Genomic DNA, 16,068 nt, shown 5'->3' on the forward strand with positions numbered 1-16,068 from the left:
CCAAGTGCAATGCCCACCGCGCCGTTCCGTCTGGACGGGGTTGATCCCTGCCGCCGTCTTGACCGTTGCCCGGGGGACTTACCGCAAGGCTCGGGGCCGTGTGCAGTTTGGTGCGGCGTCCAGCGCTGCCGCGTAGTAGTGACCGCTGACAGAGCCACGCCCGGTGCGCAGGACTGTCAGCATCCGCTGGGCAATACTCGGGGTGTCGCCGTCCCATGCTGCCAGCACAGCGGAAAGAGGACAGCCGGAACAGTTCTGTCCTGTCGGGCAATAAGTGGCTGCGAACCCGTAGTGCGTGTCGCTGTGCCAATCGTACTTTGGCGCGGTGAATTCAGTTGCGAAATAGGTGGTGGCCCGATCCAGCGCAAAGGCGGCGTCAAGGCCAAAGACCTTCATCGCGGGGTTGTTGCCGTGGTCCGTGGTGATCCCCGGCACGCCATAGGCGATCCCGGCGATGTCGCCCTGACAGGAGGTCAGCAGGCGCAGATCGTCCAGATGGGTATGGGCGGTCAGCATGGCGGAGATGGTCGTGGCGTGGCGGGCTGTCAGCGCCAGGAAAACACGTTCAATGGTATAGTCACCTGCCGCACTTGCGGCTTTGAACAGCGGATCATCGCCGGTGTACCCGCCCCCTGAATACCCGCGCGCATCGGTCCACATCGGACCGCCGCCATAGCCGTCGATGCCGGGTGGCACGTGCATGGCCAGAATGACCTTTTCACCGGTGGTTTCGGCCTGCGCCAGTTGGGTGGCCAGCCATTCCAGTTGCGTTGCGATCCGGGTTTCGATGTCCGCGATGGACAGGGCGTTTTCGCAGGCGTCCCAGTGGAATCCGGTGCCATAGTCGTCGGTGAACATGACGGTGTTGAGCGCGATCAATCGCAACCCGGTGTCCGGCAACAGCGGATAGGCAGAGTAATAGCCGTGGTCTACATGGCTGGCGTCGATCAGCGTGTCTCCGGCGCGCAGGGTCGGCCATTGGTTGGTGGGCGGGCCGCCTTTGGTAGGGTCGTAATTGTCGTCCGCCACAAACGGCACCTGACCGCCACTGTCGAAGGCGCAATAGTCGCGGTCCAGGCTGTCGTTGTTGCCGGGCAGGAAATAGAGCCGATGCGTGTCCCCCGCGATCGCGGCCAACCCGGACAGAACGGTGGTGAACTCCAGCTTGCGCGCGGCATCCGCCTGATTGTGAGCGGGAATGTCGCCGAGATACAGCGTAAAGGCTGCGGTCTCGCTGTCGCGCAGGGCGCGGGCCTTGGTCTGGGCCTTGTCCCAAAGCGCCTTACTGGTTTCATGGCTGTGGCCCCAGACGTGTTCCTCTGCCGCGATGCCGTAGTGCACGTCCGACAGGGTGAGAAACGTGCTCTGCGCATTGGCTGGTTGCCCAAAGGCCAGCAGCGCAGCGGGACAAAGGGCAAGAGTGCGGAGGACTCTGGGCAAAATGGTCATGGCATATCCTTGTGGCACCTTGGATCTCAATCAGGGACAGCTTTTCGCAAAAGGCGATTCGAGGCGAGTCGTGTTCTGCAAATGCACGCGTCGGATGAGAGTGCGGCGTCGAGCGATGTTTTTGCGCGCGGTGGGTGGCAATATCTGGCGCTGCTCATATGTCAGCGACCTCTGGTTTGTCCGGTTGGCCGGTCCGCACCCGTCTCCGTCGCGGCAAGCGCGCCAAATTTTCCCGGTCTCCATGTTGACAGGACTGTGACTCATCCTTAGCTAGACGCCGTTAGCACTCGACTACGGTGAGTGCTAATGCCCCCGCTCATACGGTGAGGGGGCAAGAAGAAACTTTGAGCTAGGAGACTCGGAGATGGCATTCAAACCGCTTCATGACCGCGTGCTTGTCCGTCGCGTTGAAGGCGACGAAAAGACTGCTGGTGGGCTGATCATTCCTGACAGCGCCAAGGAAAAGCCGGCAGAAGGCGTGGTTGTCTCGTGTGGCGAAGGCGCACGCAAGGACAGCGGCGAGCTGATCGAGATGGGCGTCAAGGAAGGCGACAAAGTCCTTTTTGGCAAGTGGTCCGGCACCGAAGTCAATGTCGGTGGCGAAGAGCTGCTGATCATGAAGGAAAGCGACATCCTCGGGATCATCACTGACGACGCAGCAGCAGCCGCTGCCTGAACGCCAGTCGTGATCGCCAACGAAGACTTCTAAGGAGGACATGCGATGTCTGCAAAAGATGTGAAATTCGATACTGATGCCCGCAATAAAATGCTGCGTGGCGTCAACATTCTGGCCGATGCGGTCAAGGTGACACTGGGCCCCAAAGGCCGCAACGTGATCCTGGACAAGTCGTTCGGCGCACCGCGCATCACCAAAGACGGTGTGTCTGTCGCCAAAGAGATCGAACTGGAAGACAAGTTCGAGAACATGGGCGCACAGATGGTGAAGGAAGTTGCTTCCCGCACCAATGATGAGGCCGGCGACGGCACCACCACCGCGACCGTTCTGGCACAGGCCATCGTCAAGGAAGGCCTCAAGGCCGTTGCCGCTGGCATGAACCCGATGGACCTCAAGCGTGGCATCGATCTGGCGACCTCGAAAGTCGTGCAGTCGATCAAGGACGCGGCCCGCAAGGTTGAGAACTCTGACGAAGTTGCGCAGGTTGGCACCATCTCCGCCAACGGCGAAGCGGAAATCGGTCGTCAGATCGCGGACGCGATGCAGAAAGTCGGCAACGAGGGTGTCATCACCGTCGAAGAGAACAAAGGCCTGGAAACAGAGACCGATGTCGTCGAAGGCATGCAGTTCGACCGTGGCTTCCTGTCGCCCTACTTTGTGACCAACCCGGACAAGATGGTTGCAGATCTCGAAGACTGCATGATCCTGCTGCACGAGAAGAAACTCTCGTCGCTGCAGCCGATGGTTCCGCTGCTCGAGCAGGTCATCCAGTCGCAAAAGCCGCTGCTGATCATCGCCGAGGACGTCGAAGGCGAAGCCTTGGCAACTCTCGTGGTCAACAAGCTGCGTGGCGGCCTGAAGATCGCTGCCGTCAAGGCACCGGGCTTTGGCGATCGTCGCAAGGCAATGCTGCAGGACATCGCGATCCTGACCGGCGGCCAGGTGATCTCCGAAGACCTCGGCATGAAGCTGGAGTCGGTGACCATGGACATGCTTGGCACCGCCAAGAAAGTCACGATCACCAAGGACGAGACCACCATCGTTGACGGTGCAGGCGAAAAGGCCGAGATCGAAGCACGCGTTTCCCAGATCCGTACCCAGATCGAAGAAACCACTTCGGACTACGACCGTGAAAAGCTGCAGGAACGTGTTGCCAAGCTGGCAGGCGGCGTTGCCGTCATCCGCGTCGGCGGCATGACCGAAGTCGAAGTGAAAGAGCGCAAGGACCGTGTGGACGATGCTCTGAACGCGACTCGTGCAGCTGTTCAGGAAGGTATCGTCGTTGGCGGCGGTGTGGCCCTGGTTCAGGGTGCCAAGGTTCTCGAAGGTCTGACAGGCGCCAACAGTGACCAGAACGCGGGTATCACCATCGTTCGCAAGGCACTGGAAGCACCTCTGCGCCAGATCGCCGAGAACGCCGGCGTTGACGGGTCTGTTGTGGCTGGCAAAATCCGCGAGTCGGATGATCTCAAGTTTGGTTACAACGCGCAGACCGATGAATATGGCGACATGTTCAAGTTCGGCGTGATCGACCCGGCCAAGGTTGTCCGCACCGCTCTGGAAGACGCCGCATCGATTGCTGGCCTGCTGGTCACCACCGAAGCAATGGTTGCCGACAAGCCCGCCAAAGACGGCGCACCCGCAGGTGGCGGCATGCCCGACATGGGCGGCATGGGCGGCATGATGTAATCACGCTTCGCCCAGCGAAGCGGGACCGGGGGGCGCAAGTCCCCCGACATCGCCAAGAGACAAAGCAAAGGCGCCCTCGGGCGCCTTTGTGCGTTTGAGGATCGCGGGCGCCACTGCAACTGCCCGGGCGTGGCGCGGCGGTCAGGGACGCGGGATGCTGTTGCCTGTGGTTCAGACGACTAGAGGAATCTGACGGTTGAACCGGCCCGACGGCACCCGCGTTGCACGCGACAGATCCCAGGAATAGAGATAGGAAATCGCTTCGATCACGCGATTGTCGTCAAGCGTCACGGGGATGCGGCGGCGGATGAATTCATGTGGCTCCGGGCGGGAGGGGTCACAGGCCTCGTAGATGTCAAAGGCGGCGATCAGCGCCTCAGCCCCGTCATGCAGCGCGTACACCTCGCCGTGGACCCGGTCATGGTCATAGCCTGATGGTACCGCGCCCGGATAGCGTTGGCCGGGGTCTTCGGGGTCTTCGATGTGATACAGCCGGGCCCGAATCCAGCCCAGTCCAATCAAATCGGACCCCTCGCGGAGCCGTGTGCCGATCGGGTGGTCGGCGGAGGTCAAAAGCGTGCCATAGACAAAAAGATAGGTGAACTGTGACATGAAACCCCACTCGGCTGGATTGGCCCCTCAGACTTAGCGTGCTTTGGCCATTGCTGAAAGGGTTTGGCATTACGCGTGCGCAGACTGCGTCAATGACAACTTTCACGAGATCGGGTCTCGCGGCGACCGGGTATTCTGCTAAGGTTCGCAAATCCAAAAACGAGGAGAGCCATGAGTCGCCGGGACCCTAGAAAGGCGCTGGTTTTGGGCCTGCCAGAACCGTTGCGGAAGGTTTTGGTACGCCAGTCCACCGCTCATGTTCCGCTGGCCTATCTGGTGCGGCAAACCTTGCGTCGCGCACTGGATGCAGGGACCGGCTGGACCAAGACTGTCTCTTCTGGCGACCGGCGCCCGATCCTTGTGCAACTGAGCTGTGAAGAACGTGCGCGGCTGGAGATGTGGATAGGATCTCGCAAGGTGACCGAAGAAGAGGCCGTACTGACCTTGATCACGGCATTTCTTTCGGACGAAGGCGTGCAGGTCGATCCCAAAAGGGGTTGAGACCGGCCCGCGACCCGCGCTTTAAGGCAGAACAAGGCGGCTGGCATGGTCAGCGGCTAGAATCGGCTCCGGCAGAGCAGAGGAGTTCAGCCTATGTTGAAGAAATGTCTGGTGACGCTGGGCCTGTTGCTGGCCGCGCCGGCGCTGGCACAGGATGGGACCGAACAGGCACTGTTTGGCAATGACATCTACAAGGCGGGGGCCACCGTTCGCATGTCCGAACCGGGGCGCGACGACGCCTTTCTGGCGGGCCAGCGGGTGCAGCTGGCTGCGCCGGTCACGGGGACGGCGCATATGGCCGGACGCTGGGTTGATGTGGACGCGGATCTGGGCGGCAGTCTCTACGCTGCCGGACAGCGCGTGCGGGTCAGCGCGCCGGTGGCCGGGGACGTGGCGTTGGCGGGCTATACCGTGTCGGTGGACGCGGCGATTGCGGGCGACCTGCGCGCATTTGGGTCCGAGGTCGTCGTGAACGGCACCGTCGGCGAAAGCCTGATTGCCAACGGCGAGATTGTGGAACTGAACGCTGCGGTTGCGGGGGACGCTGTCATCTCGTCGCGGGAACTGACGTTCGGGTCCGGGGCGCGCATTGACGGGACGCTGACACTGTACGAGGACGTGGTCGGCGCGACAGTTGTTCCGGAAAGCGTGGTCGGGGCGGACCGGCTCACCCGGATCGAATTGAAATACAAACGTGTCAGCGGCGCGTTCCAGCACCCAGCCGGACTGCCAAAGCCCAGCTTTGGCGAACAGCTGTCCGACATGGTGTACTGGGTGCTCGTGGTCTGGGCGATTGCGGCGCTGGCGGCGCTGGCGGCACCGGTACGGATGACGGATATGGCGGACAAGATCGCAGCGCGTCCCCTGCGCCTTGTCGGTGCCGGGTTCGTCGGCCTGTCCGTCCTGACAGGGGGCGGCGTTGTGGTGGCGGTGACGATGATCGGTGCGCTACTGACGCCATTTTTCTGGCTGGCGGCGGCGGCGTTGGGCGCGGCGGGGCTGTTTGTCGGGGCCTATGCGCTGGGCCACTGGGCGCTGAGCTATGTGCCAAACCTGCCTGTGCCGTGGATCGGCCGGGTTGCGGCGGCGTTCCTTGGCGCATTGCTGGCTGGCCTGATCAGCTTGATCCCGTATCTGGGGTGGGGCGCGCTGGTGGTTCTGACCATTGCAGGCGCGGGTGGGCTTGTAATGCGCCTGCGCGCCGTGCGGCGCATGGCGGGCTGATCCACATGGCACTGACGCTCCGCCTTGAAGAGGCGCTCTGGGCGCGTGGATGTACCCGCGTGGCCGGGGTCGACGAGGTGGGGCGCGGGCCACTGGCCGGGCCGGTGATGGCCGCCGCCGTGATCCTGACCCGTGAGTCCGTCCCCGAGGGGCTGAACGACTCCAAGAGGCTGAGCGCCAAGCGCCGCGACCATCTGGTGCCGCTGCTGCGGCAAAGCGCGCTGGTGGGGCTGGGCATGGCCAGCGTCGAAGAGATCGACGCCATCAACATCCTGCAAGCCAGCCTGCTGGCCATGCGGCGCGCGGTGGCGGATCTGCCCGTTGTACCCGACCATCTGTTGATCGACGGCAACCGGCTGCCAACCGATTTGCCCTGTCCCGCGACACCGGTGGTGGGCGGCGACGGGGTGTCGCCGTCGATTGCGGCGGCCTCAATTGTGGCGAAAAACTGGCGGGATGATGTCATGAAAGAGGCCGCGACACGGTTTCCCGGATACGGCTGGGAAACAAACGCCGGGTATCCGACAAAGTGTCACAAATCTGCACTCCGAGATTTGGGGGTGACCCCTCTGCATAGACGTTCCTTTGCCCCGGTGCGCGATATCTTGTGGCAAGAGAAAAACTCAAGTGGCTGATTCAAAAATAGAATTGACCGCGAATCACCTTTGACTCATCTTTTCCTTAACCAATGAGCGCGAAAACGTGCCGGGGACAGAGGCAGAGAATGACGAAGATGACCAAGGTAACGAGCGCGCATGCGCTCCCTCTCAACACGATCCTGGCGGGGGACTGCATCGATGTGATGAACAGTCTGCCGGAGGCGTCCGTTGATCTGATATTTGCCGACCCGCCGTACAATCTGCAACTCAAGGGCACCCTGCACCGCCCCGACAATTCCCAGGTGGACGCGGTCGACGACCACTGGGACCAGTTTTCGAGTTTTGCCGCCTACGACAAGTTTACCCAAGACTGGCTCGCAGCGGCGCGCCGATTGCTCAAGCCCGACGGGGCGATCTGGGTGATCGGCTCATATCACAACATCTTTCGGGTGGGGGCGGCGTTGCAGGACGCGGGCTACTGGATCCTGAACGATGTGGTATGGCGCAAGGCCAACCCGATGCCCAACTTTCGCGGCAAGCGGTTTACAAACGCGCATGAGACGATGATTTGGGCGTCCAAGGGTCAAGGAGCCAAATACACCTTCAACTATGAGGCGCTGAAGTCCCTGAACGAGGGCATCCAGATGCGTAGCGACTGGGTGCTGCCAATCTGCAATGGCGGTGAGCGGCTCAAGGATGACAACGGCGACAAGGCGCATCCGACGCAAAAGCCGACCTCGCTGCTGCACCGCGTTCTGGTTGGCTCGACCAATCCGGGCGATGTGGTTCTGGACCCGTTCTTTGGTACGGGAACAACCGGAGCCGTGGCCAAGATGCTGGGCCGCGACTGGATCGGGATCGAACGTGAGGATGCCTATCGCGCCGTTGCCGAAAAGCGCATCGCCAAGGTCCGCGCCTTTGACAAGACCGCGCTGCAGGTCAGCACCTCGAAACGCGCCGAACCGCGTGTGCCCTTTGGCCAGCTGGTCGAGCGCGGCATGTTGCGCCCGGGTGAAGAACTGTGGAGCATGAATGGCCGCCACAAGGCCAAGGTCCGGGCCGACGGCACCCTGGTGGGGAATGACGTCAAGGGGTCGATCCATCAAGTCGGCGCCCAGCTGGAAGGCGCGCCGTCCTGCAACGGCTGGACCTACTGGTGCTTCAAACGGGACGGCAAGACAGTGCCCATCGACGTGCTGCGTCAGCAGATCCGCTCGGAGATGAGTGAACGCCCAAGCTGAGCGTCGATCCATCCGGACATTTTACCGAACACCGCCGATGCCGCGCCTATGCGCGTGGCTCGAACTGGCCCCGCTTGCCCTTTGGCAGGCGGGGCATTTTTCATGGGGCAATGCCGGGCTGGTCTGCCTTTCCGCGTCGCCCTAAATAGAATGGGTGCCAATATGGAGAGACCCGGATGGAACTGAATGCCGATTTCTCGAAGCCGGTGGTGGTCCGACCGGAGGACTATCACTGGCGGCCCTCGCCTGCGAACGGGGTCGAACGGATGATGCTGGACCGGATCGGTGATGAGGTCGCGCGGGCGACCACGATCGTGAAATTCGCTCCCGACAGCGCCTTTGACCGGCACAGCCACGGCGGCGGAGAGGAGTTTCTGGTCCTTGACGGTGTGTTTTCGGATGAGCACGCGGATTATCCCGCCGGAACCTATGTGCGCAATCCAATCGGCACCGCGCACACGCCCCACATCGGTCCAGGGGGCGCGACCATTTTGGTCAAGCTTTGTCAGTTCGACCCGGCGGATACTGAACAAGTGGTGATCGACACGCGGTCGGCGGCCTTTCTCCCCGGTTCCGCAGACGGCCTGACCGTGCTGCCGCTGCACTCACACGGATCCGAGGTCGTCCGGCTGGTGCGCTTTGCCCCCGGCACCCGGCTGGAATCCCATGGCCACCGTGGGGGCGAAGAGGTCTTTGTGATCGAGGGCGTATTGCAGGATGAAAACGGGCGCTACCCGGCCGGCACATGGTTGCGCAGCCCGGATCGGTCGCACCATGCGCCGTATTCCGATGAGGGCTGTCTCATCTTCATCAAGACCGGACACTTGCCTGCCGGAGCGCGGGGCTGAGCCCGCCACATGGCGGCCAGGCTGGGTGACTATGGGCTTTCCGAGGTGCCTGAAAGGCCCTAAGCCTTGGCCATGGATATTCGTGCGATTTTCATGGGCCTCGCCTTTGCGGTGATGTGGTCCTCGGCCTTCACCTCTGCCCGTATCATCGTTGCCGCAGCGCCGCCGCTGTCGGCGTTGGCGCTGCGGTTCCTGATTTCCGGGCTGCTGGCGGTTGCCGTGGCGCGCATGCTGGGCCAGACGTGGCACCTGACGCGTGGCCAGTGGCGGGCGACCATGATTTTCGGCCTGTGCCAGAACGCGCTGTATCTGGGGCTGAACTTTGTCGCCATGCAAACGGTCGAGGCCTCGCTTGCGGCGATCATTGCCTCGACGATGCCGCTGCTCGTCGCGCTGGCGGGGTGGATGTTCCACGGTGACAGGCCGCGCCCGCTTGCGCTTGCCGGGCTTTGTGCGGGTATCCTTGGCGTTGCCTTGATCATGGGCGCGCGGTTTGGCGGTGGGGTCGATCCCTTTGGTCTGGCGCTTTGCGTGGCCGGGGTCATTGCGCTGACGGTCGCCACGCTGTCGCTGCGCGGAGCGACATCGGGCGGGAACTTTCTGATGGTCGTGGGCTTGCAGATGCTGGTGGGCTGCGCGGTCCTGACGGTTCCGGCGCTGGCACTGGAGACGCCAGAAATCGACTGGTCCGTCAGCCTTGTTGTGGCTTTTTCCTACACGGTTCTCGTACCGGGGTTGGCCGCGACGCTGGTGTGGTTCCTGTTGGTCGACCGGATCGGTGCCGTGCGTTCGGCCACGTTCCACTTTCTCAACCCGTTTTTCGGAGTGGCCATTGCTGCAGTCCTTTTGGGCGAATCGCTGCGGCCGCTGGACCTGATCGGCGTTGCGGTGATCGCGGCGGGCATTCTGGCGGTGCAATTGGCCAGGATTCCTGCGGTACAAGATAAAACTCTCAAGAATTGAGTGCCCCTGAAGAGGGGTTGGTAACGTTTGTTTACGGACCTGTCGCTACACCCGGTTCCAGGAGCCGGGTGTCTGTGTGCCTGGCGTCATGGCGCGAGGGCACTTCATGGGCAGGTTCACGATCCGAATACAGGTGATGTTGCTGGCATCGGCCTTTATCGCGACACTTCTGGTTCTGTCGGCCATTTCCTGGACGGTGAAATCCGAACTGACAGCCAAACTGCACCAGACCTTGGATCTGTCCAAGGAAAGTGAACTGTTGGCGCAGATTATCCGGCAGGCCCAGAACGCAGAGCTTGCGATGATGTTGTTCGTTGCCGGTGATGACCCGCAGATTGACGAAATGCGCACCAGCATGACGGCGGTCCAGCGCCATTTTGGCGCTGTCCCGGAAGTGTTCTCTGCCTCTGAAGAAGATTTGGTGATCGAACTGGACGAGATGGCGGCGAAGCTCCGCCCTTTGGCTGTTGAGGTAGAGGCTCTCGCCGGGCTTTCATTGTTCGACCGCAAGGCGTTTGCTTACAAGGCGATCCTGCCAGGGTTGGAGGATGCACGCGCCGAACTGGCCGTCATCTCTGAGGCCCTGTTCCAAAACGTGTCGGCGCTGGATGCAGATGCAAACAAGGTCGCCGCAGCCGCTGATATCAAACAGCTTGTGGGCAACGCGGTGGTCATGGTGGTTGCCCTGTTTCTTGCCTTTGCCTTTGGCCGGTCACTGTCGCTGCCCATTCGGCGCGCCAGCGATGCGGTCGCCCGCTTGGCCGATCACGACTATGAATTTGAACTTGTCGATACAAACCGTGCCGACGAGGCGGGGATGATTTCGCGCGGGCTTGAAGATCTGCGTGGCAAATTGATCTCTGCCGATGCCGCCGAGACACGCGCAGCCGAAGAAAACAGTCGCCGGATCGACCTGTTTCAGACCTTTGGCGTAGCCATGAGCAAGCTGCGGAACGGCGACCTGCGCAGCCGAATCGACGGTGAGGAATGGCATGACCTGGGCGAGAGCTATGTCACCCTGTGCACAGATTTCAACAGCCTTGCGGAGGCACTTGAGGGGCTTGTCGGCTCCCTGCAGCAAAGCGCCGACGCGGTGACCGACAATGCCAATGAACTGTCTACAATGTCGGATGAGATGTCTCGCCGGACCGAAGTGCAGGCCGCCACGCTGGAGGAATCGGCGGCGGCGCTGGATGAATTGTCAGCCAGTGTGCAATCAGCGTCGGAGCGGGCGCAGGATGTGGATTCCAAGGTCGTCGAAGGGCGCCGACGCGCCGAAAGAGGCGGTGAGGTCATGGCGCGCGCGCTGCAGTCGATGGGGTCGATCGCAAAATCGTCCGAACAGATTTCCCAGATCATCACGGTCATTGACGACATCGCGTTCCAGACCAATCTGCTGGCGTTGAACGCGGGGGTTGAGGCGGCGCGCGCGGGCGAGTCCGGCAAGGGGTTCTCTGTGGTGGCCTCCGAAGTGCGCAGCCTTGCGCAGCGCGCATCGGAATCTGCCAGCGAAATCAAGGAACTGGTTCTGAACAGCTCGCAACAGGTAGAGGATGGCGAGAAGCTGGTACAAGAAACCAGCGAAACCCTGAACCACATCGTTGATAGCGTGACAGAGGTTTCTGAAATGGTCTCTGACATCGCCACGTCGGCCAAGGATCAGGCCAGCGGCGTGCGTGAGATCAACATGGGGGTGAGCGAACTGGACAAGGCGGTTCAGCAAAATGCCGCTATGGTCAGTCAGACCAACACGGCAAGCCAGGAATTGCGGGTCGAGGCCACGCGCCTGTCGGATGTCCTCGCGCAATTCTCTGCTGCGGAAAAACGCGATCAAGCCGCGTCTTGGGAGGCCGCAGCGCCGACACCCGGAACAGACGTTCGGTCAGGCCCTGAAATGGTTCGTTCAGGCCCTGAAACGACTGTAGCGGACGGCAGCTTTTCCGCCGCAGACACCGCGACCTTGGTGCACGGGAACTGGTCGGCGGGGGCCTTGGAACCGGCGCCGGTTCAGGTGGTGGTCGACCCAGACAGCGCGGAGGATCATGACATGTATAACGCCACGCCGACACGCCGCAAGGCCGTGGGCGGCGAAGGTCAGTGGACGGATTTCTGACGTCGGGCGATCCGGTTCAGGATCGGTCGGTATCACCAATCCGGCCACCGGCGTCGCCAATCTGACCGCGATGCAGCAACAGGTGATCCAGCAGCACACAGGCCATCATCGCCTCGCCCACCGGCACGGCGCGGATGCCGACACAAGGATCATGGCGCCCCTTGGTGACGATTTCGGTGTTCTCGCCCTGAACCGTGATGGTTTTGCGCGGTGTCAGGATGGATGAGGTCGGTTTGACGGCAAAACGCACGACGATGTCCTGCCCGGAGGAAATGCCGCCAAGGATACCGCCTGCGTGGTTCGAACTGTAGACTGGCCCGTCCTTGCCCATGGTAATCTCGTCGGCGTTTTCGGTGCCGGTCAAGGCAGCGGTCGCCATGCCGTCGCCAATCTCTACCCCTTTTACGGCGTTGATCGACATCATCGCTGCCGCCAAATCAGTGTCCAACTTGCCGTAGACCGGTGCGCCAAGCCCTGCGGGCACGCCGCGCGCCACAACCTCGATCACGGCACCGACGCTTTCGCCCGATTTGCGCAAAGTATCTAGATACCCGGCCCATTCCTCGGCGGCCTGCGGATCGGGGCACCAGAACGGGTTGGCGGATATCTGTGCGTCGTCAAAACGGGCCCTGTCCGCCTTGCGCGGCCCCATCTGAACCATGTAGCCGCGCAGGTCGATCCCGGGGATCAACGCGGTCAAAGCTGCCCGTGCAAGCCCGCCGGCCGCCACCCGCGCGGCGGTTTCGCGTGCCGAGGATCGCCCCCCGCCGCGATAGTCGCGCAGGCCGTATTTCTGGAAGTAGGTAATATCGGCATGGCCGGGCCGGAATTTTTGCGCGATCTCGGAGTAATCCTTGGACCGCTGATCGGTGTTCTCGATCATCAACTGCACCGGGGTCCCGGTGGTGCGTCCATCAAACACGCCGGACAGGATCCTCACCGCGTCCGCTTCGCGCCGCTGGGTCGTGTATTTGTTCTGGCCCGGTTTGCGCATGTCCAGCCAGTGCTGCAACTGCGCCTCGGTGACTTCGATCCCCGGCGGGCAGCCGTCCACAGTCGCGCCCAATGCGGGTCCGTGGCTTTCACCCCAGGTCGTGACACGAAAGAGATGTCCAAATGTGTTCAGGCTCATGGCGCGTCCCCTCTTTTGTGCGCGAAATACGCAAGCCGGGTGCCAAAGCCAAGACTATTCGAGCAACTCTTGACGTTGACGGGCAATATCCGCGACGGCACCGGTGGTGCGGTCTGCGGTCGTGACGATGAAAGTGGACAGCCAAAGCGGCAATTCGAAACCCGCCATCCAGCCGAAACACTATTGGTTCAGTCAAACAGGGCCCTGCTCTAGACTCAGGATTTTGCCCACCTGATACCGCTTGCGATAAGGGCGATTGCCGCGAGAAGGGCCTTTGGGCCGTGCTCATATCGGCTCGCAACGCGACGACCGTCCTTGGTCCTGCCGAACAACATAATCTCGACGCAGTTGCGCCGCTTGTATCGGCGTTTGACGTTTTTCGCCGTCGCCTTGCGCTGCCTGTAGCCTAGGATTCTGAAGGCTATCCATCTGTTTTACAACGATTCCCCATACCTCTCGAGCCGTTCGCGGTCCGCGCCGCTTTCAACGGGCGAACAGGGTCTTGTGAAGGCGGTATGCCTTTGGAGCATCACGCTATTGCAACCGATTGGATTGAATGAAGATAGTCCCGTTCAGAACACTGGAATCACATTCCCATGACTTCTCGTGGGGCATTTGAAAACGGGGTTCCAGACGCGCCATCTGCACATCGCTCAACCAGAAACGATCAGACAGGTTTCAGCTGTGTGATCGGACGGTGAATCACCTCAGCCGACTGAAATCAATGGATCCAAGGCCTCGAGGCCAAAGGAGCATGCGTTCAGGATTTGTGGCTTTTTCGAAGAAGACGCCTGTGCCATTGATCCATCTATGGTGCAAGTATCCGAAACCTATCTGATCGCAGTCGATGGCGGCGGCTCTGGTTGCCGCGCGGTGGTCGCGACCTTGGCAGGACAGGTATTGGGCGAGGGGACTGCCGGCCCGGCCAATGCGACAACGGATCTGGATCAGGCGATGGCCAACGTGCGGGAGGCAATTGGGGCGGCGATTCATGCGGCGGCGCTTTCGGCGGACGTCTGGCAGTCGTCTGTCGGGCATCTGGGACTGGCCGGAGCCTTGACGAACGAGGTGATCTTGCGGATCGCTGCAGGCTGCGGGGTGCGCCGGGCGACAGTCAGCGACGATCTTGAGACGGCGGCGGCTGGTGCTTTGGGTGCCGGGAGCGGCGTGCTGGTCTCTGTCGGGACCGGATCGGTATTGGCCGCGCGGCAAGGTGGGGCGCTGGTTCGGCTCGGTGGTTGGGGTTTGCAGGTTTCAGATCAGGCTTCGGGTGCATGGCTGGGACGAGCGCTGCTGGAACGGGTCTTGCTGTGTCATGATGGGCTGGAGAAGCATTCTGCCCTGACGCTTGGCGTGCTGGAGAAAACCGGAGGTACGGCGATGTCCATCGTACGTTTTGCGTCCACGGCGCGGCCCGCGGATTATGCGAAACTTGCCCCGCTTGTCGTGGCGGCGCCAGAGGATGCCCACGGTCGTGCCCTGATGAAGGATGGTGCGGCGTATCTGCGTCGTGCGCTGATGGTGCTGGATCCGGCGGAAGCTGCGCCGGTCTGTCTGGCGGGGGGCTTGGGGCCGGCCTATGCGGACTGGCTGCCTCCGGAGATGCAGGAGCGCCTTGTGGCACCGGCGGGCACTGCGCTGGACGGGGCCCTGCAGATGGCCCGCAGCGCGGCGGAGCGCGGGGCATGACGCGGATTGTTTACTGCGGCGCGCAGGTTTTTGACGGGGTGACCCTGCACAAGGACGCGGTTTTGGTCGTCGAGGATGGCGCCGTCGCCATCCTGCCCATCCAGGAGGCCCCCTCAGACACAGCTGTGGTCCTGGAAGGGGGCGTTTTGACGCCCGGTTTCGTGGATTTGCAGGCCAATGGCGGCGGCGGCGTGATGTTCAACGACGAAACCAGCGTCGAGGGTTTGCGCGTGATTGCCGCCGCCCATGCCTCTACGGGGACGCGGGCTTTCCTGCCCACGCTGATCACCGACACACCCGATCGCACCCGCGCCGCGATCGAGGCGGTGGCGGCGGCCATCGCCGACGGAGTGCCCGGCATCGCGGGTCTGCACCTGGAGGGGCCGCACCTGGACGTCGCACAAAAGGGGGCTCATGACGCAGACCTGATCCGGCCGATGACGGATCAGGACGTGGCGGTTCTGGAGGACGCGGCGCACAGGCTGCCCCGGCTCATGCTGACCGTTGCGCCAGAGAGCACCCGCCCCGCGCAGATCGCGCGGCTTGCGCGGGCTGGGGTGTTGATCTCGCTCGGGCACAGCAATTGCAGCTACGACACCGCCATGGTGGCTTTTGCCGCCGGAGCGCGATGTGTCACGCATCTGTTCAACGCCATGAGCCCGCTGCGGCATCGCGCGCCGGGTCTTGTTGGCGCGGCACTGGATTCGGGTGCGGCCTGTGCGGGAATCATCGCAGACGGTGTCCATGTCCATCCTGCGGCGATGCGCGCTGCGGTTGCGGCCAAGCGTGGACCGGGCGGCCTGTTCCTTGTGACCGATGCCATGGCCACGCTCTCCTCCGAGTTGCAGGAGTTTCGGTTGGGCGGGCGCCGTGTCCTGCGCGCTGAGGGGCGGCTGACATTGGAGGACGGCACTTTGGCTGGGGCCGATCTGACAATGCCGCAGGCGATCCGAGTGCTGACGCAGGAGGTGGGCGTGCCGCTTGTTCAGGCGCTGAGCATGGCGACAACGATCCCGGCCCGCTTGCTGTCCGGATCCACCTTGGCTGGTCCCGGATTTATTGCGCCATTTATCCATTTGTCGGACAGTGGCGAGGCGTCGTCGACAGAGTTTTAGGTGGATCTGCAGGCGCCGCGTTCCCGGCAAGGTGACGCAAGGTGATGCCTTTTTACGCTTTTCATTAAGAGTCTGAAATATATGCTAAGTTCAGTGTTAGTTCATATTTTTCAACGGGGTGAAGAGACGTGCGTTTCCGTCCGTTTAGGTGCAGGTGCAATCACAAACTCCGCTATGGCACCAATACATGCAGCTACTGTTTTCGTCCAACTCCGGT

The 16,068-nt window shown here is 62.0% G+C and carries 14 protein-coding genes and 1 pseudogene; 11 read left to right on the forward strand and 4 right to left on the reverse strand.

What is annotated here, in order from left to right; all coding sequences use genetic code 11:
* Positions 1-78 precede the first annotated feature (78 nt).
* Positions 79-1,449 (reverse strand): metallophosphoesterase family protein, encoded by a 1,371-nt coding sequence (locus CHB90_RS04245; protein ID WP_089276609.1) that lies wholly within the window; start codon positions 1,447-1,449, stop codon positions 79-81.
* Positions 1,450-1,813: 364 nt separating this feature from the next.
* On the opposite strand from CHB90_RS04245, the gene CHB90_RS04250 reads away from it, so the two are divergent.
* Complete coding sequence (locus tag CHB90_RS04250; protein ID WP_089276610.1) at positions 1,814-2,125, forward strand: co-chaperone GroES; 312 nt, start codon at positions 1,814-1,816, stop codon at positions 2,123-2,125.
* A 45-nt stretch (positions 2,126-2,170) separates the two neighbouring features.
* A complete protein-coding gene (gene groL, locus CHB90_RS04255) occupies positions 2,171-3,814 on the forward strand; it encodes a chaperonin GroEL (RefSeq protein WP_089276611.1) in 1,644 nt (547 codons plus the stop codon).
* A gap of 171 nt (positions 3,815-3,985) precedes the next feature.
* Here groL and CHB90_RS04260 read toward each other — a convergent pair whose 3' ends face one another.
* The gene (locus CHB90_RS04260) at positions 3,986-4,426 is read right to left on the reverse strand and encodes a gamma-glutamylcyclotransferase family protein (RefSeq protein ID WP_089276612.1); all 441 of its coding nucleotides are present in this window, start codon (positions 4,424-4,426) and stop codon (positions 3,986-3,988) included.
* A gap of 171 nt (positions 4,427-4,597) precedes the next feature.
* On the opposite strand from CHB90_RS04260, the gene CHB90_RS04265 reads away from it, so the two are divergent.
* The 7 genes from CHB90_RS04265 to CHB90_RS04295 all read left to right on the forward strand — a co-directional run bounded on the left by CHB90_RS04265 (position 4,598) and on the right by CHB90_RS04295 (position 11,915).
* Positions 4,598-4,927, forward strand: a complete 330-nt coding sequence (locus tag CHB90_RS04265) for a hypothetical protein (protein ID WP_141135798.1) — start codon at positions 4,598-4,600, stop codon at positions 4,925-4,927.
* Between the two features lie 93 nt (positions 4,928-5,020).
* Positions 5,021-6,151 carry a hypothetical protein gene (locus tag CHB90_RS04270; RefSeq protein ID WP_089276614.1) on the forward strand — a complete coding sequence of 377 codons (1,131 nt, stop codon included), beginning with the start codon at positions 5,021-5,023 and terminating at the stop codon, positions 6,149-6,151.
* Positions 6,152-6,156: 5 nt separating this feature from the next.
* Positions 6,157-6,786 (forward strand): ribonuclease HII, encoded by a 630-nt coding sequence (locus CHB90_RS04275; RefSeq protein WP_089276615.1) that lies wholly within the window; start codon positions 6,157-6,159, stop codon positions 6,784-6,786.
* Positions 6,787-6,875: 89 nt separating this feature from the next.
* Positions 6,876-7,991: a site-specific DNA-methyltransferase gene (locus CHB90_RS04280; protein ID WP_089276616.1), complete on the forward strand. Its 1,116-nt coding sequence runs from the start codon at positions 6,876-6,878 to the stop codon at positions 7,989-7,991.
* Between the two features lie 176 nt (positions 7,992-8,167).
* On the forward strand, positions 8,168-8,839 hold the full coding sequence (locus CHB90_RS04285) for a cupin domain-containing protein (RefSeq protein ID WP_089276617.1): 672 nt from the start codon (positions 8,168-8,170) through the stop codon (positions 8,837-8,839).
* Positions 8,840-8,911: 72 nt separating this feature from the next.
* Entirely contained in the window at positions 8,912-9,802 is an 891-nt protein-coding gene (locus CHB90_RS04290; RefSeq protein ID WP_089276618.1) for a DMT family transporter, read from the forward strand.
* Positions 9,803-9,908: 106 nt separating this feature from the next.
* Positions 9,909-11,915 (forward strand): methyl-accepting chemotaxis protein, encoded by a 2,007-nt coding sequence (locus CHB90_RS04295; RefSeq protein WP_170940978.1) that lies wholly within the window; start codon positions 9,909-9,911, stop codon positions 11,913-11,915.
* A 16-nt stretch (positions 11,916-11,931) separates the two neighbouring features.
* On the opposite strand, the gene aroC is transcribed toward CHB90_RS04295, so the two are convergent.
* On the reverse strand, positions 11,932-13,047 hold the full coding sequence (gene aroC / locus CHB90_RS04300) for a chorismate synthase (protein ID WP_089276620.1): 1,116 nt from the start codon (positions 13,045-13,047) through the stop codon (positions 11,932-11,934).
* 215 nt (positions 13,048-13,262) lie between these two features.
* Positions 13,263-13,460, reverse strand: a pseudogene (locus tag CHB90_RS27520) (IS5/IS1182 family transposase); the annotation flags it as partial.
* Between the two features lie 397 nt (positions 13,461-13,857).
* Here CHB90_RS27520 and CHB90_RS04310 point away from each other — a divergent pair.
* Positions 13,858-14,736 carry a glucosamine kinase nucleotide-binding domain-containing protein gene (locus CHB90_RS04310; protein WP_089276621.1) on the forward strand — a complete coding sequence of 293 codons (879 nt, stop codon included), beginning with the start codon at positions 13,858-13,860 and terminating at the stop codon, positions 14,734-14,736.
* The gene (nagA, locus tag CHB90_RS04315; protein ID WP_089276622.1) at positions 14,733-15,851 is read left to right on the forward strand and encodes an N-acetylglucosamine-6-phosphate deacetylase; all 1,119 of its coding nucleotides are present in this window, start codon (positions 14,733-14,735) and stop codon (positions 15,849-15,851) included. Before CHB90_RS04310 ends, nagA begins: the two co-directional genes overlap by 4 nt.
* The last annotated feature ends 217 nt before the right edge of the window (positions 15,852-16,068 follow it).

The organism is Antarctobacter heliothermus (genome assembly GCF_900188425.1).
In the GTDB taxonomy this organism is placed as follows: domain Bacteria; phylum Pseudomonadota; class Alphaproteobacteria; order Rhodobacterales; family Rhodobacteraceae; genus Antarctobacter; species Antarctobacter heliothermus.